The 24,569-nt window shown below is 67.5% G+C and carries 30 protein-coding genes; 16 read left to right on the forward strand and 14 right to left on the reverse strand.

From position 1 onward, the window contains the following. Positions 1 to 32 precede the first annotated feature (32 nt). The gene (locus tag ACODRV_RS09815) at positions 33 to 521 is read left to right on the forward strand and encodes a DUF7662 domain-containing protein (protein ID WP_488908196.1); all 489 of its coding nucleotides are present in this window, start codon (positions 33 to 35) and stop codon (positions 519 to 521) included. Then, positions 511 to 951: a type II toxin-antitoxin system VapC family toxin gene (locus ACODRV_RS09820; protein WP_488908197.1), complete on the forward strand. Its 441-nt coding sequence runs from the start codon at positions 511 to 513 to the stop codon at positions 949 to 951. The genes ACODRV_RS09815 and ACODRV_RS09820 overlap by 11 nt, the downstream gene beginning before the upstream one ends. On the opposite strand, the gene gyrA is transcribed toward ACODRV_RS09820, so the two are convergent. Continuing rightward, the gene (gene gyrA / locus ACODRV_RS09825; protein ID WP_488908198.1) at positions 952 to 3,723 is read right to left on the reverse strand and encodes a DNA gyrase subunit A; all 2,772 of its coding nucleotides are present in this window, start codon (positions 3,721 to 3,723) and stop codon (positions 952 to 954) included. It abuts the gene before it with no gap. A gap of 124 nt (positions 3,724 to 3,847) precedes the next feature. Between gyrA and ACODRV_RS09830 the strand changes: the two genes are divergently transcribed. Next, entirely contained in the window at positions 3,848 to 4,393 is a 546-nt protein-coding gene (locus tag ACODRV_RS09830; protein ID WP_141627149.1) for a superoxide dismutase family protein, read from the forward strand. A gap of 45 nt (positions 4,394 to 4,438) precedes the next feature. Then, entirely contained in the window at positions 4,439 to 5,482 is a 1,044-nt protein-coding gene (locus ACODRV_RS09835) for a 2OG-Fe(II) oxygenase (RefSeq protein ID WP_141627150.1), read from the forward strand. A gap of 336 nt (positions 5,483 to 5,818) precedes the next feature. Here the strand turns inward: ACODRV_RS09835 and ACODRV_RS09840 are convergent, their stop codons facing one another. Next, a complete protein-coding gene (locus ACODRV_RS09840; protein WP_488908199.1) occupies positions 5,819 to 7,669 on the reverse strand; it encodes an ABC transporter transmembrane domain-containing protein in 1,851 nt (616 codons plus the stop codon). A 133-nt stretch (positions 7,670 to 7,802) separates the two neighbouring features. Between ACODRV_RS09840 and rpmE the strand changes: the two genes are divergently transcribed. Together rpmE and ACODRV_RS09850 are read left to right on the forward strand one after the other, a co-directional pair. Next, positions 7,803 to 8,027 (forward strand): 50S ribosomal protein L31, encoded by a 225-nt coding sequence (rpmE, locus tag ACODRV_RS09845; RefSeq protein ID WP_141627152.1) that lies wholly within the window; start codon positions 7,803 to 7,805, stop codon positions 8,025 to 8,027. 161 nt (positions 8,028 to 8,188) lie between these two features. Further along, positions 8,189 to 9,751 carry a L,D-transpeptidase family protein gene (locus tag ACODRV_RS09850; protein WP_141628325.1) on the forward strand — a complete coding sequence of 521 codons (1,563 nt, stop codon included), beginning with the start codon at positions 8,189 to 8,191 and terminating at the stop codon, positions 9,749 to 9,751. A gap of 9 nt (positions 9,752 to 9,760) precedes the next feature. Here the strand turns inward: ACODRV_RS09850 and ACODRV_RS09855 are convergent, their stop codons facing one another. The 3 genes from ACODRV_RS09855 to ACODRV_RS09865 all read right to left on the reverse strand — a co-directional run bounded on the left by ACODRV_RS09855 (position 9,761) and on the right by ACODRV_RS09865 (position 10,976). After that, on the reverse strand, positions 9,761 to 10,144 hold the full coding sequence (locus ACODRV_RS09855) for a hypothetical protein (protein ID WP_141627153.1): 384 nt from the start codon (positions 10,142 to 10,144) through the stop codon (positions 9,761 to 9,763). After that, positions 10,141 to 10,659, reverse strand: a complete 519-nt coding sequence (gene rcdA / locus ACODRV_RS09860) for a protease adaptor protein RcdA (protein WP_240811810.1) — start codon at positions 10,657 to 10,659, stop codon at positions 10,141 to 10,143. Before rcdA ends, ACODRV_RS09855 begins: the two co-directional genes overlap by 4 nt. Before the next feature lie 113 nt (positions 10,660 to 10,772). Next, a complete protein-coding gene (locus ACODRV_RS09865; protein WP_488908200.1) occupies positions 10,773 to 10,976 on the reverse strand; it encodes a DUF1192 domain-containing protein in 204 nt (67 codons plus the stop codon). 77 nt (positions 10,977 to 11,053) lie between these two features. On the opposite strand from ACODRV_RS09865, the gene ACODRV_RS09870 reads away from it, so the two are divergent. Then, positions 11,054 to 12,025 (forward strand): NAD(P)H-quinone oxidoreductase, encoded by a 972-nt coding sequence (locus ACODRV_RS09870; RefSeq protein ID WP_488908201.1) that lies wholly within the window; start codon positions 11,054 to 11,056, stop codon positions 12,023 to 12,025. A gap of 65 nt (positions 12,026 to 12,090) precedes the next feature. Here the strand turns inward: ACODRV_RS09870 and ACODRV_RS09875 are convergent, their stop codons facing one another. Continuing rightward, entirely contained in the window at positions 12,091 to 12,687 is a 597-nt protein-coding gene (locus ACODRV_RS09875) for a beta/gamma crystallin-related protein (RefSeq protein ID WP_488908202.1), read from the reverse strand. Between the two features lie 215 nt (positions 12,688 to 12,902). On the opposite strand from ACODRV_RS09875, the gene ACODRV_RS09880 reads away from it, so the two are divergent. Then, entirely contained in the window at positions 12,903 to 13,574 is a 672-nt protein-coding gene (locus ACODRV_RS09880; protein WP_488908203.1) for a DUF1013 domain-containing protein, read from the forward strand. A 184-nt stretch (positions 13,575 to 13,758) separates the two neighbouring features. Here the strand turns inward: ACODRV_RS09880 and ACODRV_RS09885 are convergent, their stop codons facing one another. Next, positions 13,759 to 13,932, reverse strand: coding sequence for a YdcH family protein (locus ACODRV_RS09885; RefSeq protein WP_141627158.1), 174 nt, complete (start codon positions 13,930 to 13,932; stop codon positions 13,759 to 13,761). A gap of 128 nt (positions 13,933 to 14,060) precedes the next feature. Between ACODRV_RS09885 and ACODRV_RS09890 the strand changes: the two genes are divergently transcribed. The 3 genes from ACODRV_RS09890 to ACODRV_RS09900 are packed head-to-tail and all read left to right on the forward strand — an operon-like array spanning position 14,061 to position 15,391. Continuing rightward, positions 14,061 to 14,648: a UbiX family flavin prenyltransferase gene (locus tag ACODRV_RS09890; RefSeq protein WP_141628327.1), complete on the forward strand. Its 588-nt coding sequence runs from the start codon at positions 14,061 to 14,063 to the stop codon at positions 14,646 to 14,648. Next, positions 14,645 to 15,127: a TIGR02444 family protein gene (locus ACODRV_RS09895; protein WP_141627159.1), complete on the forward strand. Its 483-nt coding sequence runs from the start codon at positions 14,645 to 14,647 to the stop codon at positions 15,125 to 15,127. The genes ACODRV_RS09890 and ACODRV_RS09895 overlap by 4 nt, the downstream gene beginning before the upstream one ends. 39 nt (positions 15,128 to 15,166) lie before the next feature. Further along, positions 15,167 to 15,391, forward strand: a complete 225-nt coding sequence (locus ACODRV_RS09900; RefSeq protein ID WP_141627160.1) for a YdcH family protein — start codon at positions 15,167 to 15,169, stop codon at positions 15,389 to 15,391. Positions 15,392 to 15,401: 10 nt separating this feature from the next. Here the strand turns inward: ACODRV_RS09900 and ACODRV_RS09905 are convergent, their stop codons facing one another. From ACODRV_RS09905 to ACODRV_RS09920, 4 genes are all read right to left on the reverse strand, one after another. Further along, positions 15,402 to 16,112, reverse strand: a complete 711-nt coding sequence (locus ACODRV_RS09905; protein WP_488908204.1) for a hypothetical protein — start codon at positions 16,110 to 16,112, stop codon at positions 15,402 to 15,404. 72 nt (positions 16,113 to 16,184) lie between these two features. Continuing rightward, a complete protein-coding gene (locus ACODRV_RS09910) occupies positions 16,185 to 16,553 on the reverse strand; it encodes a helix-turn-helix domain-containing protein (RefSeq protein ID WP_205750741.1) in 369 nt (122 codons plus the stop codon). Next, a complete protein-coding gene (locus tag ACODRV_RS09915; protein WP_141627163.1) occupies positions 16,525 to 16,794 on the reverse strand; it encodes a BrnT family toxin in 270 nt (89 codons plus the stop codon). The genes ACODRV_RS09910 and ACODRV_RS09915 overlap by 29 nt, the downstream gene beginning before the upstream one ends. A gap of 39 nt (positions 16,795 to 16,833) precedes the next feature. Next, on the reverse strand, positions 16,834 to 17,397 hold the full coding sequence (locus ACODRV_RS09920) for a GGDEF domain-containing protein (RefSeq protein WP_141627164.1): 564 nt from the start codon (positions 17,395 to 17,397) through the stop codon (positions 16,834 to 16,836). A gap of 122 nt (positions 17,398 to 17,519) precedes the next feature. Between ACODRV_RS09920 and purE the strand changes: the two genes are divergently transcribed. Together purE and ACODRV_RS09930 are read left to right on the forward strand one after the other, a co-directional pair. Next, positions 17,520 to 18,011, forward strand: a complete 492-nt coding sequence (gene purE / locus ACODRV_RS09925; protein WP_488908205.1) for a 5-(carboxyamino)imidazole ribonucleotide mutase — start codon at positions 17,520 to 17,522, stop codon at positions 18,009 to 18,011. Beyond that, positions 18,012 to 19,091, forward strand: coding sequence for a 5-(carboxyamino)imidazole ribonucleotide synthase (locus ACODRV_RS09930; protein WP_488908206.1), 1,080 nt, complete (start codon positions 18,012 to 18,014; stop codon positions 19,089 to 19,091). 30 nt (positions 19,092 to 19,121) lie between these two features. Here ACODRV_RS09930 and ACODRV_RS09935 read toward each other — a convergent pair whose 3' ends face one another. After that, positions 19,122 to 19,778: a COQ9 family protein gene (locus tag ACODRV_RS09935; RefSeq protein ID WP_488908207.1), complete on the reverse strand. Its 657-nt coding sequence runs from the start codon at positions 19,776 to 19,778 to the stop codon at positions 19,122 to 19,124. A gap of 189 nt (positions 19,779 to 19,967) precedes the next feature. Between ACODRV_RS09935 and rpsU the strand changes: the two genes are divergently transcribed. Beyond that, a complete protein-coding gene (rpsU, locus tag ACODRV_RS09940) occupies positions 19,968 to 20,204 on the forward strand; it encodes a 30S ribosomal protein S21 (RefSeq protein WP_141628328.1) in 237 nt (78 codons plus the stop codon). A 135-nt stretch (positions 20,205 to 20,339) separates the two neighbouring features. Further along, positions 20,340 to 20,465, forward strand: coding sequence for a hypothetical protein (locus ACODRV_RS09945; RefSeq protein ID WP_488908208.1), 126 nt, complete (start codon positions 20,340 to 20,342; stop codon positions 20,463 to 20,465). A gap of 111 nt (positions 20,466 to 20,576) precedes the next feature. On the opposite strand, the gene ACODRV_RS09950 is transcribed toward ACODRV_RS09945, so the two are convergent. Both ACODRV_RS09950 and ACODRV_RS09955 read right to left on the reverse strand, forming a co-directional pair. Continuing rightward, positions 20,577 to 21,971 (reverse strand): ABC transporter permease, encoded by a 1,395-nt coding sequence (locus ACODRV_RS09950; RefSeq protein ID WP_488908209.1) that lies wholly within the window; start codon positions 21,969 to 21,971, stop codon positions 20,577 to 20,579. Then, complete coding sequence (locus ACODRV_RS09955) at positions 21,968 to 22,930, reverse strand: ABC transporter ATP-binding protein (protein ID WP_141627169.1); 963 nt, start codon at positions 22,928 to 22,930, stop codon at positions 21,968 to 21,970. Before ACODRV_RS09955 ends, ACODRV_RS09950 begins: the two co-directional genes overlap by 4 nt. A 162-nt stretch (positions 22,931 to 23,092) precedes the next feature. On the opposite strand from ACODRV_RS09955, the gene ACODRV_RS09960 reads away from it, so the two are divergent. Further along, positions 23,093 to 24,517 carry a sensor histidine kinase gene (locus ACODRV_RS09960; RefSeq protein WP_488908210.1) on the forward strand — a complete coding sequence of 475 codons (1,425 nt, stop codon included), beginning with the start codon at positions 23,093 to 23,095 and terminating at the stop codon, positions 24,515 to 24,517. The last annotated feature ends 52 nt before the right edge of the window (positions 24,518 to 24,569 follow it).

Raw genomic sequence — 24,569 nt, forward strand, 5'->3', positions numbered from 1 at the left:
ATAACTTAACAGTGATCAAGTGGAGCACACCTATGACCGTCTACCAACCCCTTCAGAACTATCTCAAGGATCGCTCCGAGCCCGCGGTCGTCATGTCGTATGAACAGATCGAGAAAATCCTGGGCCGCCCGCTTCCTCCGACGGCCTACGGAGACAAGAAGCGGCAATGGTGGGCGAACACGGAAACGCACAGCCAGGCCCTCGCATGGCTTCGCGCCAACCGCAAAGCCAAGCTGGACGTTCGCACTCAGCACGTCACATTTATTCAGTCAGAAGATGCGCCTGCAGCGACCACAGCAGTTCCGACCCCGCCTATGGACGGCCTGTCTCCCAGTGCAGTGCGGATGCTTGAAGACCTCTCCGAGGAGAAAAACATCAGCATCGCGCAAGCCGCGGCGGAACTCCTTAACGAGGTCGCCCGCCGCCGCCGCGCCGCGATCCTCGACTGGTTCGCGGGGAAATCGACCTTCTCTGAGACATCAAGCGTCGATCTGATCCGCGAAGACCGCGATGCCCGCTGACCGCTGGGTTATCGACGCCTCGGTGCTGGCAGCCGCCTTCTTCGAGGAAGCCGGCACCTTGGCCGCGCGCCAGTTCCTCAGCAAGGATGCGGAACTGACAGCGCCTTCCCTGCTGGCATTGGAAATCGCGAGCATCGCAGCCAAAAAAAGCTGGAAAGGCTTGGCCTCGGCAGAGACATGCGAACGCGCCGTGCTCGACACGCGCCGGATCGTCGCCCTTGTCGAGCCCGGTGCGGATCTGACGTTCACAGCATTCCGACTGGCTCGGGACCATCGGTTCTCGGCATACGACGCAAGCTATCTGGCGCTGGCTGACGCCCTCTCCTGCACGATGGTGACGCTCGATGAGCGTCTCATTGACCGTGCAAAAGGCGCCGGCCTGTCCAGACTCGTTGCGCTGTTGCCCGGCTTCCAGCCCGGACAGCCTTGATCAGCTTTCGCCGGTCCCGCCCGCGTCCTCGCCTTCATCGGCGCCGCCGTCTTCATCGCCGCCGCTGTCCGGCAGGCGCTCGACCGAGACGACCTTTTCGTCCTTGCCGGTCTTGAAGATGGTGACGCCCTGGCTGGAGCGGCTGACGATGCGGACCTGATCCATCGGAGTGCGGATCATCTGTCCGCCCGAGGTGACCATCAGCAGATCGTCGCTGTCCTCGACCGGGAAGGCCGCCGCCAGACGCGTGCCCGCGCGACCGCCCAGACCGTGCGCCGTCAGACCCTGCCCGCCGCGACCCGTGCGACGATATTCATAGGCCGATGACCGCTTGCCGAAGCCCGTCTCGGTGACGGTCAGGATGAACTGCTCGGCGGCGCCCAGTTCGGCGATCCGCTCGACCGACAGGACAGCGTCGGCGACATCGTCTTCAGCTTCAGCCGGAGCCGCGTCCTCTTCCCCGTCCGCGCCCGCCAGCGCCTTGCGCATGGCGTTGGCGTGCTTGACGTAGGCGGCGCGCTCTTCCGGCGTCGCGTCCACCCGGCCCAGAATGGCCATCGAGATGACCTCGTCGCCATCCTGAAGGCGCACGCCGCGCACGCCGGTCGAATCCCGGCCCTTGAACACGCGCACATCGTCGGCCTTGAAGCGGATCGCCCGGCCCAGGGCCGTGGTCAGCAGGACGTCGTCCTCGGCGGTGCACAGGGCCACGCCGACCATCCGGTCGCCGTCTTCCAGCTTCATCGCGATCTTGCCGGCGCGGTTCACCGTGGCGAAGTCCGACAGCTTGTTGCGACGCACGTCGCCCGAGCTGGTGGCGAACATGATGTCGTAGTCGCCCCACTCCGCCTCGTTCTCCGGCAGCGGCAGCACGTTCATGATGCTGTCGCCCGGCTCGATCGGCAGCAGGTTCACGAACGCCTTGCCGCGCGACTGCGGATTGCCCAGCGGCAGACGCCAGGTCTTCAGCTTGTAGGCCTTGCCGTTGGTGGCGAAGAACAGCACCGGCGTGTGGGTCGACGCCGAGAACACGCCCGTGACGGCGTCGTCCTCCTTCATCGCCACGCCGCTGCGGCCCTTGCCGCCGCGATGCTGGGTCCGATAGGCGTTCAGCGCCACGCGCTTCACATAGCCGCCGTGGGTGACGGTCACGACCATGTCCTCGCGCGGGATCAGGTCCTCGTCCTCCATCTCGCCGTCGCCTTCCCCGATCAGGGTGCGACGCGGAACGGCGAACTCCTCCTTTACCGCCAGCAGGTCCTCGCGGATCACCGCCAGGATGTTGGCGCGGTCCGACAGCAGGGTCAGGTGCCCCTGGATGGTCCCGGCCAGCTCACGCGCCTCGCCGAAGATGTCGTCACGGCCCAAGCCGGTCAGGCGGCTCAGGGTCAGGGCCAGGATGGCGCGTGCCTGCTCATCCGTCAGACGCAGCTTGTCGCCGTCCACCAGCGCCGAGCGCGGGTCGGCGATCAGCTCGATCAGGGCCATCATGTCGCCCACCGGCCAGGCCTTGGCCTGCAGACGCTCGCGCGCCTCGGTCGGATCGGCCGACGATCGGATGATGTGGATCACCTCGTCGATGTTGGCGACGGCGACGGCCAGACCGACCAGCACGTGGCCGCGGTCACGGGCCTTGCCCAGCTCATACTTGATGCGGCGGACGACCACCTCTTCCCGGAACTCCAGGAAGGCTTCCAGCAGCTGGCGCAGGCCCATCTGCTCGGGGCGGCCGTGGTTCAGGGCCAGCATGTTGACGCCGAACGACGACTGCATGGCGGTGTAGCGCCACAGCTGGTTCAGGATCACATCGCCCGAGGCGTCGCGCTTCAGCTCGACCACCATCCGCATGCCGTCGCGGTCCGATTCGTCGCGGACGTCGGCGATGCCCTCGATGCGCTTCTCGCGAACCAGTTCCACGATGCGCTCGATCAGGGTCTGCTTGTTCACCTGGAACGGCAGTTCGGTGACGACGATCGCCTCGCGGTCCTTGCGGATCGTCTCGATCGTCGCCTTGCCGCGCACGATCACCGATCCACGGCCGTCGCGCAGGGCGTTGCGGGGCGCGGTGCGGCCCATGATCTCGCCGCCGGTCGGGAAGTCCGGGCCGGGCACGATGTCCAGCAGGGCCTCGTCGCCGATGTTCGGATCATCCAGCAGGGCCACCGCCGCGTCGATCACCTCACCGAGGTTGTGCGGCGGGATGTTGGTCGCCATGCCGACGGCGATGCCGCCCGCGCCGTTGACCAGCAGGTTCGGAATCCGGCTCGGCAGAACGACCGGCTCCAGCTCCTTCTCGTCGTAGTTCGGCTGGAAATCGACAGTGTCCTTGTCGATGTCGGCCAGCAGCGCCACGGCGGCCGGGGCCATCCGGGCCTCGGTGTAACGCATCGAGGCGGGCATATCGCCGTCGACCGAGCCGAAATTGCCCTGGCCGTCGACCAGCATCAGCCCCATCGAGAACGGCTGGGCCATGCGGACCAGCGCCATGTAGACGGAGGCGTCGCCGTGCGGGTGGAAACGACCCAGCACGTCACCGACCACGCGGGCGCACTTCGAATACGACTTCTCGGGCGACATCTTCAGGTCGTGCATCGAGTACAGGATGCGGCGGTGCACCGGCTTCAGGCCGTCGCGCGCGTCCGGCAGCGCCCGGCTCACGATCACGCTCATGGCGTAGTCGAGGTACGAGCGGCGCAGCTCGTTTTCGATGGTGATGGTGGAGATGTCGCCGCCAACCGGGGCTGCGGCGTTGTCGTAGGTGTCGTCGGTCAAGGAAATCGGGCTTTAAATGGCCGGAATCGGAACGTGATCCGCTATCCGGTTTTCTAGCATCCAGGGCGCCCTTAGGCAAAACCGACGCGCCCGTTCCAGGCTCGATACACAGGGATTTTCAACCATGCGCCAGCTCCTCCTCGCCGCCGCCCTCGCCGCTCCGCTGACGATGGGAGCCGCCGCCGCGTTCGCCCAGTCGGCCGCGCCCGCTCCCACCCCGCCCCCGGCCCCCGCGCCCGAGCCCATCGGCCGCGCCGTGTTGAAGACCGCCGACGGCTCCGACGCCGGGACCGTGACCGCCTTCCGCGGCCCGCGCGGCCTGCTGTTCCGGGTCGAGGGCCAGGGCTGGCCGGCGGGCTGGCACGGCGTCCACCTGCATCAGGTCGGCAAGTGCGAGGGGCCGGGCTTCACCTCCGCCGGCGCCCACGTGAACCATCCGGGCCACGCCATGCCGCACGGCCTGCTGAACAGCGCCGGACCGGATCTGGGCGACCTGCAGAACGTCCACGCCGCCGCCGACGGCTCGGCCCACGCCGAGGTCTATCTGGGCTCGACCGAGGTCACTTCGACCGACGGCCTGTCCTTCCTGGTCCACGCCAACGCCGACGACCACGTCAGCCAGCCCATCGGGGGCGCGGGCGCCCGCATCGCCTGCGGCGTGTTCGAATAAGCCTTCACGCTTGAAATTCCGGGGCCATGCCGTCCATCGTGCGGCATGGCTCTGCTTTTCGGCGATCCCGCGCCCACCTTCTCTGTCCAGGGGGCGACCAATCCCCGCTACGTCTTCGACACGGCGGCGGGGCGCTATCTGGTGCTGGCCATCGTGCCCGCAGGCCCTGCGGTCGAGCGCGCCGTCGCGACCATCGAGGCCGCCCGCGCCCCCTTCAACGACCTGCACGCCAGCGCCTTCGTCATGGTCGTCGGCAAGGACGAGGCCCGAGCGACGCGTCAGGACCGCCTGCCGGGCCTGCGCTTCCTGTTCGATGAGGATGCTTCCGCCGCCGCCCTCTACGGCGCGGTAGAAGCCGAGCGCTGGTTCCTGATCGACCCGGCCCTGCACATCATGGGCGCCGTCGGGGCCGAGGGCGCCCCCGCCCTCATCGACCGTATCGGCAAACTGCCCCCGCCGTCCCGGCACGGAGGTTTCACGGCCATGGCCCCGGTTCTGGTCACGCCCCGCATCTTCGAACCGGGCTTCTGCGAGCGGCTGATCGACCTCTATCGCAACACCGGCGGCGAGCCCTCTGGCTTCATGCGCGAGATCGACGGCGTCACCAAGCTGATGATGAACGACCAGCACAAGCGCCGCTCGGACGTCATCATCGAGGACGACCAGCTTCAGAAACAGGTCGTCGCCCGCCTGACCCGCCGACTGGTCCCCCAGATCGAAAAGGCGTTCAACTTCAAGCCGACGCGCATCGAGCGCTATCTGGTCGCCCGCTACGATTCAGAGACCGGCGGCTTCTTCCGCCCGCACCGCGACAACACCACCAGGGGCACCGCCCACCGCCGCTTCGCCGTCTCGATCAATCTGAACAGCGACTATGACGGCGGCGACCTGCGCTTCCCCGAGTTCGGCGACCGGACCTACCGCCCGCCCCCCGGCGGCGCCTGCGTCTTCTCCTGCTCGGTCCTGCACGAGGCCACCCCCGTCACCCGCGGCGAACGCTTCGCCTTCCTGCCCTTCCTCTACGACGAGGCGGCGGCGGCGATCCGCGCGGAGAACCTCCAATACCTGGACCCGGCGCTGACGGGGTGAGCGTCCACAACTTCACCTCTCCGTTCGCTCTCAAGCGAATGGAGAGGACAGATCGGCGCGTCAGCGTCGATCAGGAGAGGGCGGCTCGGTGTTAGCGGAAACTGGCTTGAACACCGGTATCGGCGGGCCAACAGCCGCCTTGAAGCGGGCGATGGGGAGGTGAGTCAGCCCCCTACGTCCAAATTTGACGCATCGCCCTGCTAGACTTCAGACTGTCGGGTCTTTGACAATCAAACGCCGCCGCACGGGTTGAGCCACCGCGCCCCATCCCCCGCCTCACGGGAAAAAGTGCACCTTTGTGCACTTCTTTTTATTTGGTGCGCTTTGCGGACGCCCTCACCCGCCCTTGAACTGCAGCTCCGCCAGATGCGCGTACAGCCCGCCCTTGGCGATCAGGGCGGCATGGGCGCCTTCCTCGACCACCCGGCCGTCTTCCATCACCACGATGCGGTCAGCGCGCAGGACGGTGGCCAGACGGTGGGCGATGACCAGCGTCGTGCGCGTCTCCATCGCCTGATCCAGCGCCGCCTGCACCAGCCGCTCGCTCTCGGCGTCCAGCGCCGAAGTCGCCTCGTCCAGCAGCAGGATCGGCGCCTCGCGGACCAACGCCCGCGCGATGGCCAGACGTTGCCGCTGGCCGCCCGACAGGCTCTTGCCGCGCTCGCCCAGAGGGGTGTCGAACTGCTCCGGCAGGGCCTCGATGAAGCCCAGCGCCTGCGCCTCTCCGGCGGCGGTGCGGACCTCTTCGTCCGTCGCGGCTTCGCGGCCGAAGCGGATGTTTTCGTTCGCGGAACCCGAGAACAGCGGAGCCTCCTGCGAGACCCAGGCGAAGCGGTTGCGCACCTCGGTCGGGTCCGCGTCGCGCACGTCCACGCCGTCCACCGACACCACGCCCGACTGCGGGTCATAGAAGCGCAGCAACAGGCGGAAGACCGTCGACTTGCCCGCGCCCGACGGCCCGACCAGAGCCACCGTCTCCCCCGGACGCACCGTCAGGCTGAAGCCCTTGAGGGCCGGCAGGTCCGGACGCCCCGGATAGGCGAACTCGACCGCCGACATCGACACCTCGCCGACCGGCGGCTGCGGCAGAACCTTGGGGGTCTCCGGCGCGGCGATGGCCGCCTGCGCCCGCATCAGCTCGTCGATCCGCTCCATGGCGCCCGCGGCCTTCTGCACATCGCCCCAGCTCTCGCCCAGAGCGCCGACCGCCCCTGCCGCGAACACCGACAGCAGCACGAACTGCAGCAGGGCCCCGGGGCTCATCCGCCCGCTGATCACGTCCTGCGCGCCCAGCCACAGCACCAGCGTCACGCCGCCGAACATCACCACGATGATCATGGCCGTCATCAGCGCCCGCGCCTTCATGCGGATCAGCGAGGCGTTGAACGCATCCTCGACCGCCGCGCCGAAGCGGGCGACCGCGCCGCCGACCCGGCCGAAGGCCTGCACCGTCTCTATGGCGTCCACGCTCTCGCCGGCGAAGCCGACGGCGTTGGCGAACCGGTCCTGCGTCGCCACGGTCAGCTTCCTCACCCGGCGTCCGAACAGGAAGATCGGCCCCAGCAGCAGCGGCACCACCAGCAGCACCAGACCGGTCAGCTTGGGGCTGACCACGAACAGCAGGATGATCCCGCCGATCAGGGTCAGGAAGTTGCGCAGGGCGAACGACACCGAGGTCGTCATCAGCGTCTCGACCAGGGCGATGTCCGTGGTCAGGCGGCTCAGCACCTCCCCCGTGCGGATGCGGGCATAGAAGGCCGGGTCCAGCGTCAGGATGCGGTCGAACAGCCCCTTGCGCAGGTCGGCCACGACCCGCTCGCCCGTCTTGGTCACATAGAAATAGCGCACCGCCGTCGCGACGCCGAGGAACAGGGCGTTGCCGCCGAGCAGCAGGAACCACAGGTTCAGCTGCGCCCCGCCATTCTCGAACCCGTGGTCGATGGCGCCGCGCGCCGCCGCCGTCAGGCTGAGCGAGGCCACGGTCGACAGGATCAGCCAGAAGGCCGCCATCGCCATATGGCCCTTGTGCTTCAGGGCGTAGGGCAACAGCCGGGCCAGCGGCCGGACGTCGCGCCGCTTCTCGCGCCGGTCGCCCGCCTCGCTCATCTGTTCGGCCAGCAGGGCGCCCGCGCCGGGGCGTCCGCGCAGGTCGGCGGTGGTGCTGGTCGAGGCGTTCAGATCGGTCATGGCCGCGCCTCTTGCCCCGGAACGCCCCCCGGTGTAAACGCCGCCGCTCACTCCCGCCGCTTCCGTGGCGGGTTTCTCATTTTACGCGCACGGACGGTCGGCATCGTCACCGCGCAGAGACCGGACGACGACCATGAAAGCGGACACGCACCCCGACTACCACTTCATCACTGTCGTGATGACCGATGGCACCTCGTATCAGACCCGTTCGACCTACGGGAAAGAGGGCGCGACCCTGAACCTGGATATCGATCCGACCACGCACCCGGCCTGGACCGGCGGCAACCAGCACATGCTGGACCGCGGCGGCCGCGTTTCGCGCTTCAACAACAAGTTCGCCGGCTTCATCAAGAAGTAAGTCTGGCTTTCCAGCCACACCGCTTCGGCAAGACGAAAAGAAGGCGTCGGTCCCCCGGACCGGCGCCTTTCTGTTTCTCCGGAACGCCGATAAGGTCACCGCGTTGGCTTTCGGGGCGTGGACGTTGTGTCCGTGCGGCGAAACGGACGAAGAGCGACGTGATGAATCGACGGCAATTGGGTCTGGGCGCGGCGGTTTCGGCGCTGGCGTCCTCGTTCGGCGCGAGTGCGCTGGCGCAGACCCGTGACCCGGGCGCGGTCGCCTTCTACGACAGCTTCAACGACCAGCTGGCCCGTCTCCCCGCGACCATCCAGCCGGACGTCCGCACCTTCTACGAGATGAACGGCTGGCGCCCGGTGTGGACCGCCGACCGCGTCCGCACCCTTCAGTCGTCGGCCGCCCGCGCTGAACGCCACGGTCTGTCGCCGGCCGACTTCTTCGATTTCAACGCCCTGGCCGCTGATCGCGCCGGCGGTGAGATGAAGACCACCGCCGCGGCCCTGACCTACGCCCGCGTCCTCGCCGAGGGCCGCGTCCGTCCCGAGACGGTCGAGGACCTGTGGGAGATGCAGAAGAACCGCGTCGATCTGCCCGCCGGGCTGAACGACGCGCTGGCGACCAATCGCCTGCTCGACTGGTTCGAGGGGCTGGCCCCGACCGACATCGGCTATTCCAACCTGTCGGCGGGCTATGTCCGCTATCGCCGCCTGATCAGCAGCGGCGGAGGCTGGCCCGCCTTCCGCGTCGGCGCCAACATCGAACCGGGCGGCAGCGACAGCCGCATCCCCGCCATCGTCCAGCGTCTCGTCGCCGAGGGCGATCTGTCCGCCGCCGACGGCGCGCGTATCTCGGCCATGGGCAATGTCTATGGCCCGGATCTCCAGACCGGCATTCGCAGCTTCCAGACCCGTCATGGCCTGGTCGCCGACGGCCGCATCGGAACCGGCACCCAACGCTCGCTCTCGGCCTCGGCCGAGGACCGCGCCCGCCAGATCGCCCTGAACCTGGAACGCCGCCGCTGGCTCAAGCGCGACCTGCAACCCGAGCGGATCGAGGTCAACACGGCCGCGGCCATCATGGTGTACTGGAAGGACAATCGTCCGGTGCACTCGAACCGGGTCGTCGTCGGCTCGGCCGAAAACCAGACCCCCAGCCTCGAAAAGCCGTTCGCTTCGGTCGTGGCCAACCCGCCCTGGTACGTCCCCGCCGGCATCGCCCGTCGCGAGATCCTGCCGCGCGGCCCGGCCTATCTGGCCAGCCAGAACATGTACATTCAGAACGGCACGGTCATCCAGCGTGCCGGTCCGACCGCCGCGCTCGGCTATGTGAAGTTCGAGCTGCGCGACAGCTACGCCATCTTCCTGCACGACACCCCGTCAAAGGCCGCCTTCAACCTGGCCATGCGCCAGCGCAGCCACGGCTGCGTGCGGGTTCAGAACGCGGTCGAGTTCGCCCGCCTGCTGCTGTCGCCCGACCCGACCCTGCTGGGCCAGTTCGATACGGCGCAGGACACCCGTGAGACCAAGCGTATCCAGGTCGGCCGCGAGATTGGCGTGCGCCTGCTCTACTGGACCGCCTTCGTCGACGGTCAGGGCCGCGTCGCCTTCCGCGAGGATGTCTATGAGCGTGACGCCAAGCTGGCCGAGGCCCTGGGCATCGGCGTCAGCCTGCCCCGCCCGGTCGATGACGGCCGCGGCCGCGACGCCAACGACGTCGGCCCGTAAGCCGTTTAGCTAGGGAAGCTGCTCGGCGCTGATCCGCACCGCGTCACATCCGGCGGCGACCACATCCACGCGATGTGGCCAGCCGGGCGTCACATAGCCGCCCGTGGTGCGGTGAATGCCGCCGTCATCCTCGCAAACGGCGCGCACCGCGCCGCTGGCGTTGAACTTGGCCAGCCGGAAGACCCGCTGCCCCGCAGACAGGTCGCCCTGCCAGCTGAAGTCGCCCGGAACGGTCGACACGACCTCCAGCGTCAGGGCCGTCTCGCCCCGATTGTCGATGATCACCAGCGACCGGCCGCTCAGAACCACGCCCGCCGACAGCAGGCCCAGAAGCACCACCGCCCCGGTGATGGCGATCAGCAGACGCCAGCCACCGCTCAGCTTCGCCTTCACTGGCGGAACGCCGCCGCCAGTCGATCCAGCTGGCTCTGCACCGGATTGACCGCCTCTTCCTCGGGCGCATCGAGATACATCTTGCGATCCAGATGCAGGACGCGGTCATACAGCCGCTCGGACCGGACCAGATACTCGACCAGAGCGATCGGCAGGTCGCCATGGCCCGGCTCGGTCTCCAGCTTGCGCTCGGCCAGACGGTAACGGGTTTCGCAGGCGGCCAGCGCGGTCATGTCCCCCTCCCGCACGGCCCGCTGCACCAGCAGCCACGACGCGATCTGCATCAGACGCGTCGTCAGCTTCATGCTCTCGCCCGCATAGGCCAGGGCGGCGGCGCGCGACAGCAGCTTGGATTCCCGACGTCCATCGCCGTCCAGATAGGCGGCGGTCTCCTCGACCAATTCCATCCCTTCACGGAAGGTGCGGTCAAACAGTTCCGAACGCGCGAAGTCGTCCACCACCGCTTCGCGGCTGCGGCCCGGGGGCGCCAGAATGACGGTGTCGTCGGTGGGCATGAACTCAACCAAACTCATGGAATGCGCGTATCCGTATCACGACCCGCGCGAATGCGCGCGGCTGGACATCGAACTGCAACGCCCGTGCCATGCACGTCGTGGGGGAAAACCGTTCAGCTACGGAAATTGAACAGCGCATCCGCGGCGTTACGCTGCGAGGACTTGCCGTCGATCGCGGCCCGCGACCGGGCGATCTCGGCCTCGAGGGTCTCGATCCGCTCCTTCAGGTCCTCGACCGAGTAGCCGTCCAGATCCTCGCGCGTCAGGGCGATCAGGGGCGCGCCGCGCGCGGGCCGAGGCTCAAGATCTTCAAACATCACCGCCTCCTTCGTGGTCATCGGGGACGCAAGCCCCTATCTCACGCCCGGACACGGACGATTGCAAGGATGACGGAATGCGGGTGATCGAGATCACGGGCGGCGCGGGCCCTGCGGAAGCCCTCGTTCTCGCCGAACGTCCCGATCCGGTCCCCGAAGCGGGACAGATCCGCATCCGCGTGCACGCCTCGGGCGTAAACCGTCCCGATTTGCTCCAGCGCAACGGCTTCTACGCTCCCCCTCCCGGCGCCTCCGACGTTCTGGGGCTGGAAGTGGCGGGCGAAGTCGAACAGGTCGGCGAAGGCGTCACCCGCTGGGCTGTCGATGACCGCGTCTGCGCCCTGCTGGGCGGTGGCGGCTATGCGGATCAGGTCGTGGTCGACGCCCGCCACGCCCTGCCCCTGCCCACCGATGTGGATTTCATCCAGGCGGCCGCCCTGCCCGAGACGGTCTGCACCGTCTTCGCCAATGTCTTCGAGGCCGGAGCCCTGAAGGCCGGCGAAACCCTGCTGATCCATGGGGCCACCAGCGGCATCGGCGTGACCGCCATCCAGATGGCGAAGGCGGCGGGCGCGAAGGTCATAGCCACCTCCAGAGGCGCGGCCAAGAGCGAGGCGGCGCGCGCGCTCGGCGCCGATCTCAGCTTGGACAGCACGGCGGGCGACGTGACCACCGCCATCCGCGACTTCGGCGGCGTCGATGTGGTGCTGGACATGCTGGGCGCCGACTACGCCGAACTCAATCAGGCGGTGCTCAAGCCGTTCGGCCGCTGGGTCATCATCGCCACCCTGACCGGCGCGTTGGCGCAGATCGATCTGCTCAAGCTGATGATGAAGCGGATCGTGCTGACCGGCTCGACCCTGCGCGCCCGTCCGGCGGACGAGAAGGCTCGCCTGATCGCGGCCGTGCAAGCCGCTGCCTGGCCCTGGCTGGTCTCGGGCGCGCTCAAGCCGCCCATCGACGCCGTTTTCCCGCTGGAACAGGCCGCGCGGGCCCATCAGCGCCTGGAACGCGGTGATCACATCGGCAAGATCGTCCTGACCGCCTGAGGCTCCGGCAGGGCGGGAGGCCTCTCTCCTTTCGGAAAGGAAGCCTCCCGACCGTCAGGAGTTCCTCAGCGACCGCCGCGCCGCACGGGGCGCAGCGACGAGATGCGATCGTTGATGCCCCACTGTTGCAGGTTGCGAACGTCGTCACGGAACGTCCGGCAGTTGCCGCGATAGTAGGCGTCCGTGCAGACCTCCCACTCGCCGCGCAGCTGCATTGAGCTGATGGCGTCGTTCAGGCCGGAGTTGGCCAGGTTCGGGATCGCGTCCGAGAAATTGTAGGAGGCTCCGCGGAAGTTGGCGTCCCGATAGACGGTGATCGAGGCGCGACCGCCCCAGCCACCACCGCCACCACCCCAGCCGCCGCCGCCCCCCGGACGATCTTCATACTCGCCACGCACCGGACCACAGACCAGCAGGCCGTCGTTGTTGCGAATTTCATAGTTTCCGCAGCGATTGAGCTCGATCGAGGTGCCGCGAATGTCGCCACGACGGGTGCGGCAGTCGGCGTACAGGCGACCGCGGTTCACATACTCCCCGCTGCAGGAGTCGCGGTAGTCACCACGGGGGGCGACGCGCTCCTGACCGCCGCCCAAGGCGGGCGCCCGCTCCTGGCCGTTTGCGGCCGACATCAACGCCACTGCGGCAAGTGTCTCGATAAACATGGGGTCCCTCCCAGTGCCAAGGTGACGCAGTAACGCGTCGATGAAGCCAGTGTTCAACAGCCAAGGTGAACCGTTGCTGTACGTCTTTGTTCGAGATCGTTTCTTTTTCCCGCGAATAGGCCTATATCCGTACCATCAGCGCCCGGCCGAAAGGTCGGGCGCCGTCGTATCCGGAACCCGCCGTGACGGGTCCAAAGCAGGAAGCGAATACGCTTATGACCGACATTCTGATGCCCAAGGCCACCGCGGTCTGGATGGTCGACAACACCTCGCTGACGTTCGAGCAGATCGCCGACTTCTGCGGCCTGCATCCGCTGGAAGTGCGCGGCATCGCCGACGGTGACGTGGCGCGCGACATCCGCGGCGTCGATCCGATCACCGGCGGACAGCTGACCCGCGAAGAGCTGGACAAGGCCCAGGACGATTCGAACTACCGCATGAAGGCCGTGGTCAGCCGCCACGCCGAACTGCTCAAGTCGGCCAAGCCGGCCCCGAAATACACCCCGGTCTCGCGTCGTCAGGATCGCCCGGACGCCATCGCATGGTTCGTCCGCAACCACCCGGAAGTGACCGACGCCCAGATCTCGAAGCTGCTCGGCACCACCAAGGCCACCATCGAGACCGTGCGGAACCGCACGCACTGGAACTCGGCCAACATCAAGCCGGTCGACCCGGTGACCCTGGGCCTCGTCGGCCAGCTGGCGCTGGACGAGCTGGTCAAAAAGGCCGCCGAGAAGAAGGCCAAGGACGACGCCAAGCGTGGCGGCGCCACCCTGCAGGCCGTCGATGCCCCGGTCGAGGATGCCGAACCGGAGTTCGTCCCCGAGGAGCGCGAGCGCCGCGGCGCCGAACCGACCGCCGAGTCGGTCTTCGGCTCGCGCGACTAACCTCCGTTTCTTCCCCATCGGGGAGGCGGACCGCGAAGCGGTGGAGGGGCGCGCATCCGCGCGCTCGGTCGACACCCCTCCGTCTCGCCGGCTTCGCCGACGATCCACTTCCCCCAGGTGGAAGGAGTAAAAACGGCCCCGGAGATTTCTCTCCGGGGCCGTCGTCATTTCGGGAGGCGTGAACCTAGTGGCTACGCGCCTCCAGACTGGTGATCTCTTCCTTGAGCCGAAGCTTCTGCTGCTTGAGCTCCCTTACGCGAAGCGAGTCCGTTGCCGGGTTCCGGATCTCGCGCTGGATGGTCTCATCCAGGTTGCGATGACGGTTTCCCAGTTCGCGGATACGAGCTTCGATGGTCATGGCTTGCGCCTCCATGTCTAAGGGACCACTAGAGTGAGCGCCCGGCTTGACCGCCTGTAGAATCACATTCCGGTGAGGCTGGCGGCCTGCCGGACATCCCGACCCTGGAGCCCGATTTGGCCGAAGATGTGAACGGAGCTGTACGGAACCCGCCCCGACGGCTCATCGTCGGAATTTCCGGCGCATCCGGAATAACTTACGGGATCCGCGCCCTCGAGGCCCTGCGGGAACTTGAGGTCGAAAGCCATCTGGTGGTCAGCCGCGCCGCCCTGCTCACTTTGTCGCAGGAGACAGACCTGTCTCCTGACGACCTGACCGGCCGCGCGGACGTGGTGCACAAGCTGAATGACGTCGGCGCCACCATCGCGTCGGGCTCCTTCCGGACCATGGGCATGCTGATCGCCCCCTGCTCCGTGCGGACGATGGGCGAGATCGCAACCGGGGTGACCTCCACCCTGTTGACCCGCGCCGCCGACGTAGCGCTGAAGGAGCGTCGTCCGCTGGTGCTGATGGTGCGCGAGACGCCCTTCCACCTCGGCCACCTGCGCACCATGACCGCCTTGGCCGAGATGGGCGCCACCATCGCCCCGCCCCTGCCCGCCTTCTATGCGAAGCCGACCACCATCGCCGAGATGGTCGATCAGTCCGTCGGACGGGCGCTGGACGTCTTCGGCCTCGACTGGACGGCGGTGAAGCGCTGGGACGGCCTGAAATGAGCGATACCGAAACCTTCGGCCTCTGGGACTGGTCGCTGCGGGCCTGGGCGGTCGCCGCTGTCCATACCGCCGCCCTCGATCTTCAGGACGCCCAGGGCCAGAACCTGCCCCTCATCCTGTGGGCCGCGTGGTGCGCCCGCACCGGCCGCGTCCCCGACGCCGATGACATCGAGGCGGCCTGCGATACCGCCCGTGTCTGGCAGGAAACCGCCGTCGCCCCCCTTCGCGCCGTCCGTCGCGCTCTCAAGAGCCGCATGCCTGACTTCGAGGATGCCGACCGCGAAGCCATCCGCGCCCAGGTGAAGGCCATAGAGCTGGACGCCGAAAAACGCCTGCTGGCCACGCTGGAAGCCCTTGCGCCCGCGCCCGCCGGAGCCGCGAAACCGGTTCTGCCCGCCCTGATCGCCGTGGCCCGCGAGTGGTCGCCGATCACCCCGCGCCGATCGCTTGAACTCTTCGCAGAACGCCTTCCGGCCTGACCGGCGGCACGTTATGATCGCCGGGTCCGGGGACTGAGTATGAACGACGACGAACCTTTCCTGTCCGAGGAAGAACTGGCGCTGCACGCCCGCCTCAAGGACCTCCAGCTCGAGCATGCCGATCTCGACGCCTCCATCGAGGCGCTCGGCCATATGCCGATTCCGGACCAGCTCATGATCGCCCGCCTGAAGCGCAAGAAGCTGACTCTCAAGGACGAGATCGTGAAGATCGAGGCCCGCATCCTGCCGGACATCATCGCCTAGACGAAACGGCTCAGCGAGCCGCCAAGTTGAAATTCCTCAACACCCGGTACTCAATGTACTCGTTGGTGGCATTGATGATTTCGATTTGAGCCCCCCGGTACCCGATGATCCGGGATTCGCTCAGATCATACTCAACATCGTTATTGAACGCGGGCCGCGCCATGTTCGCTGAAAATTCGCGGTATCCGATGTTGATTTTTGTGCCCACACGACCGCTATAAAGCAACGTTTGCTGAAACGAATTATCACTCTGGATCGGAATGCGCTCCAAAGTCGCGCTCGGAACGGGGCGGCACACTTTGAGATTCAGGACCGTCACACCGCAGATCTGTTTGGTCTCGGAATTGAATTCGATGACCTGGAACGGGTCAGCTAGCGGCGCCACCCGAACGATGCCGCTCCCGGGGACCGCGCTCTGCGTATAAAAGCCCACGGAGCCTTCACCGCCGACCTTCACATAGTGTCCGGGAGTGAAAGTATACGCCCCCAAAGAGCCAACGCGGACCTCTTCCGGCAGGCGGAATGCGTCTCTTTCTTCGAATCGCCCTTGTACGAGCATCTGCTCACCGACGCCCGCCCGGGACACGATATCAAGGGGAGGCCGACTAATCTCCTGAACGCTCGGCACGTAGCCATATCTCGGCGTTGCACACGCACCGACCAAGCTAAGCAGCAGGATGCCGCCGATAGAAGGCAACGTTCGATTTTTGATTGCAGACATGGACCCCTCCCGATTGCATGGGAGCAGTACAGTAAAAGAGAGCTGTCGCCAAAATGAGCGAGCCGAAACGGCTCAGGCCGCCTTGGCCAGCATTTCGATGACCGCCTTCGCGTCTTCACGGATCAGGCGCAGATAGGATTCCGTTGCCTTGTCGGGCTGTGTCCGCCCCTGCTCGAGATCGCGCAGTCGCCCGAGCGTGAACCCGAAGGCGTCCGCAAAGGCCTGCTGCGTCATCCCCGAACGCCAGCGCGCCGACCGCGCGATGGTGATCCGCTTCATCCGCGCCAGTTGCTCTTCGGTCAGCGGCGGGCAATCCGGATCGGACAGGGCGGCGGCGTACCGCTCTTCCTCGGTCATCGCCTCAAAGCGACGTCGATCTTCTTCGGTGATCCTGTAGCCCCCCGGGGGAGGCCTATAGCGCACCATATTGTCTTCGCTCATGACGCGAGGCTTCCCGGGCTGAGATGATGCGGATGACGTCGAGATGGCGTTCCGTAAAAACGACCAGCAAAATTCCCAGATCCGAGTAGCCAGTCACGGTCTGCCGGTACTCGCCTTGGGCGTAGGGATCGTCTTCGAAGACCGCATTCTCGTCGAAGAACACCTGCGTGGCGATTTCGAACGACACCCCATGCTTTCTGAGGTTCGCCGCAGCCTTGTCCGGGTCCCATTCGAACTCCACGCATACCTCCCATATATACGGAATCTCCGCAGTTGAGAACTACCGGCCCTTCTTCCTGACCCACATGGCGGCGTCGGCTTCGGCCAGCCAGATTTCCGGATCGGCCTGCCCGGCCCAGGCGCGCACGCCGAACGAGCCGCCCAGTCCGGTGGCCTGCCCTTCGAATTCGAACGGCTCTGACCGCAGCGTCTCCGCCAGACGCCGCGCCTTCTCGCGCCCCTCGTCCAGCCCGGCGTTCAGCATCAGCAGGCCGAACTCATCCCCGCCCAGACGGCCCAGGGCGTCCGACTCGCGCAGATTGGCCTTCATCATCGTGGCGACATGCACCAGCGCCGCGTCGCCCGCCGCGTGGCCCAGCCGGTCATTGACGCCCTTGAAGCCGTCCAGATCGAGATACAGCAGCACCGCCGGGGTCTCGTGACGCTGGCAGTAGGCCATGGCGCTCTTCATCGCCGCGACGAACCCGCGCCGGTTCAGGGCGGGCGTCAGGACGTCGTGATCCGCCGCCGCCTCGGCCGCCTCGGCGCGCGCGCGCAGGCTTTCGAGCTCGGCGCGCAGCCGCTCGATCTCGGCATAGGGGTCGATGACGGCCGCGTCGGTCACTGGGGAAAGGCGCTCTACGACCGGCGACTCAACACGTCCGGCCCGTCACGAGCCTAACGCGGTCGGTTGCGGGCGCAACGCGAGTCCTGTATCGCGCCGCTTTCCGCGAGAAAGGTGCGTCCATGGCGACCCAAACCCCGCCGGTGGCGATCATCATGGGCAGTCGTTCGGACTGGCCGACCATGAAACACGCCGCCGACGCCCTCGACGCACTCGGCGTGGCCTGGGAAGCGAAGGTCGTCAGCGCCCACCGCACGCCCCAACGCCTCGTCGAGTTCTCGACCGGCGCCCGCGCCGCGGGCTTCAAGGTCATCATCGCCGGCGCCGGCGGCGCGGCCCACCTGCCCGGCATGGCGGCCTCCATGACCGAGTTGCCGGTTCTCGGCGTGCCGGTTCAGTCCAGGGCGCTCAAGGGCCTCGATAGCCTGCTCTCCATCGTCCAGATGCCCGGCGGCGTGCCCGTCGCCACGCTCGCCATCGGGGAGGCGGGGGCGAAGAACGCGGGCCTGCTGGCCGGTCAGATTCTGGCGCTGAACGATCCGGCGCTGATGGAGCGGCTGACCGCCTACCGCGACGCCCAGACCGCCTCCGTGCTTGAAACGGTCGAGGACTGAGTGACCGGACTGCCCCTCCCCCCCGGTTCGACCCTCGGCATCCTCGGCGGCGGACAGCTGGGCCGCATGCTCAGCCAGGCCGCCTCGCGCCTTGGCTTCAATGTCGTCATCCTCGATCCCGAAGAGAACAGCCCCGCGGGCCGGGTCTCACAGAGGCAGGTCATCGCCGCCTATGACGATCCTACCGCCCTTCAGGTGCTGGGCCGCGTGGCGCAGGCCGTGACCTTCGAGTTCGAGAACGTCCCCGCCGCCTCGGTCCAGACCCTGATGGACAGCGGCGCCCGGGTCGCGCCGGGCGCCCGCGCCCTCGCCGTCGCCCAGGACCGGGTGGACGAAAAGACCTTCCTCAACAGCGTCGGCGCCACCACCGTCGATTTCGCCGCCGTGGACAGCGTCGATGATCTGGTCGCCGGTCTGGAGCGCCTCGGCGTCCCCGCCCTGCTGAAGACCCGCCGCGAGGGCTATGACGGAAAGGGCCAGGTCTGGGTCCGCGCCCTCTCCGAGGCCGCCGACGCCTGGAACGCCATCGACGGCAAGCCCGCCATCCTCGAGGCGAAAGCCGCCTTCACCCGCGAACTGTCGGTCATCGCCGCGCGCGGCCGTGAGGGTCAGCTCGCCGTCTATCCGCTGGGCGAGAACATTCACGAGGGCGGTGTCCTGCGCACCACCCTCGCACCGGCCGAGGTCGATACGAAGACCGACGCCCGCGCCCGCGAGATCGCCGCCGCCATCCTGAACGGCCTCGACTATGTCGGCGTGCTGGGGGTCGAGCTGTTCGACCTCGGCAAGGGCGTCCTGCTGGTCAACGAGATCGCGCCGCGCGTCCACAACACCGGCCACTGGACCCAGGACGGCTGCGTCTGCGACCAGTTCGAACAGCACATCCGCGCCGTCGCCGGCTGGCCTCTGGGCCCCACCGAGCCGCACGCCCGCGTCGAGATGACCAATCTGCTGGGCGACGAAGTCGATCAGTGGCAGGCGCTCGCCGCCGAACCCGACGCCCGCCTGCACCTCTACGGCAAGGCGGAAGCCCGCCCGGGCCGCAAGATGGCCCACGTGAACCGGGTCTCGAAGCTGTGACGACCTCCCTCTCCCGATGGGAGAGGGAGCCTACCCCGCCTTCGCCCCGTACCTCACCCGGCTCAGCGCCTCGGTCAGCTTCCGCAGCGGCGCGTCGAAATCCTTGCCGGCCTTCCACTTCTCGAAGGTCATGACGTTCTCGATGCGGGCGGCGACGAAGGCGTCGGCGCGCGCCTTGCCGTCGAAGAGACGCATCGTCAGGGCCGGGATCAGGATGCCCGACACGATCGTGCGCTTGGAATAGTGGTTCCAGTCCGTGGCCGTGTCCCCGGACCACTGCCAGATCTGATCGGCGCTTTCCCATGTCAGCTTCAGCCCCAGATCGGCGTTGACCGGCAGGGCCAGGAAGGCCGCGCACTTCTTCGCCGCCTCCAGATCAGCCGCCGCCGCCTCCAGCCGTTCCGACACCGCGCGGGCGATTCGTTCGCGAATCTTCAGCGACGCAGGCTCCACCGCCGACAGGGCCTCCAGCGCCCGGTCGTCATGGCGGCGCGAGAACAGGGCGGCCAGATCGCGCGCGCCGTTGGGCAGCAGCAGTTCCTCATCCCCGAGCGACAGGCCGTTGTCCTCGCAGGCCGCCCGCACCAGCCGCGCGTTCCAGCCCAAGACGGGCGCTCGGGCGATGGCCGCGTCCAGCACGGCCTGCTCCATTCGGTCGGCCCAATCCGGTTCTGGCGTCTGTGTCATGGACGCAGCATAGGCCTGTCCGGCAGGGGTTTCGAGCCTTCACAATGTGCCGCGACGATCTGGACAGACCGGGTGGGCTCGTGTATCTGCCCGCCTTCCCTCGCGAGCCCCTCGGTTCGGGAGCAAGAATTTTATTTGTCTGCCCGTCTCCCTCACAGGACGCGGCGGGCGGCCAAAGGAGAGTTTCACCTGGTTCAGATTTTCGTCCGCGACAACAACGTCGATCAGGCCCTCAAGGCCCTGAAGAAGAAGATGCAGCGCGAAGGCAGCTTCCGCGAAATGAAGCGTCACGTGCATTACGAAAAGCCGTCGGAAAAGCGCGCTCGCCAGAAGGCTGAAGCCGTCCGTCGCGCCCGCAAGCTGGCCCGCAAGCGCGCCCAGCGCGAAGGCCTGCTGCCGGCTCCGAAGCCCCGCGCTCCCCGGTAACACCGGGCCGCAAGGCTGAAAGATCAAAGGGCCGCTCCGGATCACCGGGGCGGCCCTTTTTCATGCGCTGTTTCGTCTTGTTGCGTCCCCGCCCCTGACCGCCTCAACCTTGGGACGCAAACAAGGAATTGGACGATGCAGGATCGCATGCTGAAGGCGCTGTTCGTGATCGGCGGGCTTGTCGTGGTCATATCGGCCGTCGGCATCCTGACCGCGCCCCTGCTGGTGAAGCTGCTGACCGGTTCCTTCCAGGGAGTCTGAGCCGCCGGCGCACCCCAGCAGGGACACCAGCCACAGACCGAAAAATCAAAGGGCCGCCCCGATGGAGCGGCCCTTTTCAATTGCGCTTCTCTACGGAGAGGGAAGCGGCCCTCAGTTGCCTCCCCCTCGGACCGCGCCGACGAAGCTCTTCCAGCTCAGCTTCACATCCGACAGGGCGCCGGCGCGGAAGGCCCGGCCCGAGACCCACACCATCAGCAGGGCGAAGGCGAACATCCCGGCCAGTGCGCCGATCAGTTCGACCAGCGGCACGTCCGAATGCAGCCGCGCCATCATCAGGAAGGGCGTGAAGAAGGGCACCCATGACAGGTACTGGATCAGCGGCGCATCCGGAGAACGCAGGGTCATGGTCATGATCATGATCGGCACGACCAGCACCATCATGATCGGGCCCATCAGGGTCTGGGCGTCACGCGGCGTCTCGCAGAAGGCGCCGATGGCCGCGAACAGCACCGCGTACATCAGATAGCCGCCGACCATGAAGGCGATGAACCAGGCCAGCATTCCACCCTGCCACAGGACGTCGCCCGCCATGACCGCATACTGGGGCTGGAAGGCGATCAGAACCCCCGCGCCCAGCCCGCCCCAGGCCAGCATCATGGTCAGGGTCAGCATCGCCACGCCCAGCACCTTGCCCGCCAGGATCTCCGTCGCGGACGCCGAGGACAGCAGGACCTCAAGGATCTTGTTCGACTTCTCCTCCATCACGCTGTTCAGCAGGATCGAGGCCCCGGTGATGATCAGCGACCACAGCAGGAAGCCCCCGGCCAGACCCATCAGCATCGGCAGACGGTCGCGGAACGACACCTCGCCGTCTCCGGCGGAGCGGGGCGAGAAGGCCTTCACGTCCGGGCGGAACTGCTCGGCGGCTTCAACGACGCCGGCGTCGATGCCCGCGCCCTCGAACACCGTCTTGCGGTTGGCCGAGCGCAGGGCGTCGCGGACGAAGTCCTCGACCGTGTCGTCGGTGGCGCGGGCGCTCCATACCCGGGCGGCGGGCTTGCCCTGCGCGTCCCGGGTCAGGAAGACCACGGCGTCCAGCCGTTCGTCCTTCGGCGTCTCGTCCGACAGGTGACGACGCACAGCCGCATCCTGCATCTGGCCCGGCGCGGCCGAGGCGATATCGGCCGGGGTGTCGACGATCTTCAGCGGCGGACGCGACAGGGCGGCCATCGCGCCTTGCGTCGCCGCCGGATTGCTGACCCCGCCGCTGGCGGCGGTCGCCTTCTTCACGGCTTCGTCGGCGCGTTCGCGCTGACGGTCCGCGTCCCGACGCAGGGCGTCCTGGATCGAGGCCGCCAGACCGGCGGCCTGCGGGCCTTCCTCGACGATGACGACCTCGCGCACCGGCTCGGACGATCGGATCAGGGCGGGCACCGCGCCGACCAGCACGGCGAACGCCGGGAAGGCCAGCAGCGACACCCAGAAGCCCACCGTCATGGCGTAGGCGGCGTATTCGCGCCGCGCGATCAGGAACATGCGGTTCATCGGGCGGCCTCCGCGCCGGTCGACTTCACGGACTGATCGACATCGGGCCGAACGCCCGTCAGATCGATAAAGGCGTCATGCAGGGTCGGTTCGCGCAGTTCGAAGCGGCGCACGTCCAGCCCGCCGATGAAGGCGGCCTTCAGCGCATCCTGCCCGTGCGCACCCTGCGCCATCGCGGCTTTCAGCACCCGCACGCCATCCGCGTCGGACAGCACCTCGATACCGGTCACCCCCGGCAGGCGGGCGGCCTGATCCGGGTCAATCGCGCCCTCCAGCTCGAGGAAGCGCCGCGAGGTCGCCCGCGCCTCCGCGACCGTGCCTTCGAAGGCCTTTCGGCCCCGCGCCAGCAGCACGACCTTGTCGCACAGCCGCTCGGCGTGCTGCATCACATGGGTCGAGAACAGGACAGTCGCCCCATCGGCGGCCAGCCCCCGGATCATCTGCTCCAGTCCCTGCTGGTTCACCGGGTCCAGCCCCGAGAAGGGCTCGTCCAGGATCACGAACTCGGGCCGGTGCACCACCGACGAGATCAGCTGAACCTTCTGGGCCATCCCTTTGGACAGCTCCTTCATCTTCTTGCGCTTGGAGGCGCCCAGCCCCTGCGCGTCCAGCATCTCCTTGGCCCGCTTGCGCCCCTCGCCCAGCGGCAGGCCCTTCAGCGAGCCGAAGAAGGCGATGGCGTCCACCGGCGTCATCTTCTTGTAGAGTCCGCGTTCTTCCGGGAGGAAGCCGATCCGGTCGCGCACCCGGCGGCCGTCGTCGGCGCCCAGAATGCTGATCCGGCCCGACGTCGCGGGCTGAAGTCCAAGGATCATCCGCAAGGTCGAGGTCTTGCCCGCCCCGTTCGGTCCCAGGAACCCGCAGATGGAGCCCTTGGGCACCTCAAAGCTGAGGTCGCGCACGGCCTGAAACTCGCCGTACCGCTTGCTCACATTCTCCAGCGTCAATGCCGCCGTCATTCGGGCCCCTCCATTACAACTTGAGCGAAGCCTATGAGTGTAAAGGAAGTTTGACAACCCGCCTCAGGATGGTTCGCGGGTCGATTGTCATGAATTCCGTGTCATGTTCGGTGCATACGACTCACCGTCGCCCTGCCCCGCCTCGCTCCATCCCGGATGGCAATGCCCTACGAAGCCGCACAGTCCCCCGTCGCCCCGTCCTCGGCCTCGCGCCTATGGACCGTGGGGGCCAGCGCCGGGGTGTCGGTCGTCGTGCTGCTTTTGCTCGCGATCTTCCAGCCCACGCTCGCGCCATGGCTGATCGGCGCGGCGCTTCTGGTGTCCGTGTCGACCTGGGCGATCAACCGTCGACCGCGCTCCGCCGCCGTCGCGGACGCCGAGGCGGAAGCCGCGCCGGATCTCACCGACGTGGCCGACCCTCGCCTTCTGGACAGCGCCTTCGAGGCCTTGGGCGACCCGGTTCTGGTCATCTCGGGCGGCGAGGCGGACGATATCGCGGGCCGGCGGGTGATGCTGGCCAACGCCGCCGCGCGCGAGCTTTTCCGCATCCAGCGCGAAGGCGCCCTGCTGGTCTCGGCGGTGCGCGAACCCTCGGTGCTCGAAGCGGTGGACGAAGCCCTGTTCGGCGGACTGGACCGCACCACCGACTACTCCGGCGTCGGCGCCCAGACGCGCCACTGGCGCGCTCTCACCCGTCCCCTGACCACCGCGACCGGCGATGGACGGCTGGCCCTGCTGGTCCTGCGCGACGAGACCGACGTGCGGCGCATGGAGCTGATGCGGGTCGACTTCCTGGCCAACGCCTCGCACGAACTGAAGACCCCGCTGGCCTCGCTGTCGGGCTTTATCGAAACGCTCAAGGGCCACGCCAAGGACGACCCAAAGGCCCGCGACCGCTTCCTCGACATCATGGCGGTTCAGGCCGACCGCATGAGCCGCCTCGTGGCCGATCTGCTGTCGCTCAGCCGGATCGAGCTGAACGAGCACGTCCCGCCCGCGGGCCGCGTCGATCTGGCCCGCGCCACCGTCGATGTCATGGACGCCGTCAGCATCCTGTCGGCTGAACGCGCCGTCACCGTGCGGCTGGACGACCGCGAGGTCTCGGCCCCCGTCCACGGCGACCGCGACGAGATCGTTCAGGTCGTCCAGAACCTCGTCGACAACGCAATCAAATATTCGCCCTCCGGCGACACGGTGGAGATCATCATTCGCCCTGACGTCACGCTGGATGAAGCCTCCGCCCCCTGGTCGGGCGGCAATCGCGAAGGCGGGATCACCCGTCTGCCGCTGGTCACCCCGGACCGTGAGGCGGGCAAGCGCTACGCCGCCATCACCGTGCGCGACCATGGCCCCGGCATGGCCCGCGAACACCTGCCCCGCCTGACCGAGCGCTTCTACCGGGTCGAGGGCCAGAAAAGCGGCGAACGCTCCGGCACGGGCCTCGGCCTCGCCATCGTCAAACACATCGTCAATCGCCATCGCGGCGGCCTGACGGTCGAAAGCGCGCCGGGTCAGGGCGCGGTCTTCACCGCCTACTTCCCCGTGGCCCACAAGGCCGCCGGGCGGATCGACGCGACCGCCGCGTGACGGCCCTGCGACAAGGGGCCCGACAGCGTAACAGAACTGTCATGCAGCCGTC

It is taken from the genome of Brevundimonas sp. FG8 (assembly GCF_057808845.1).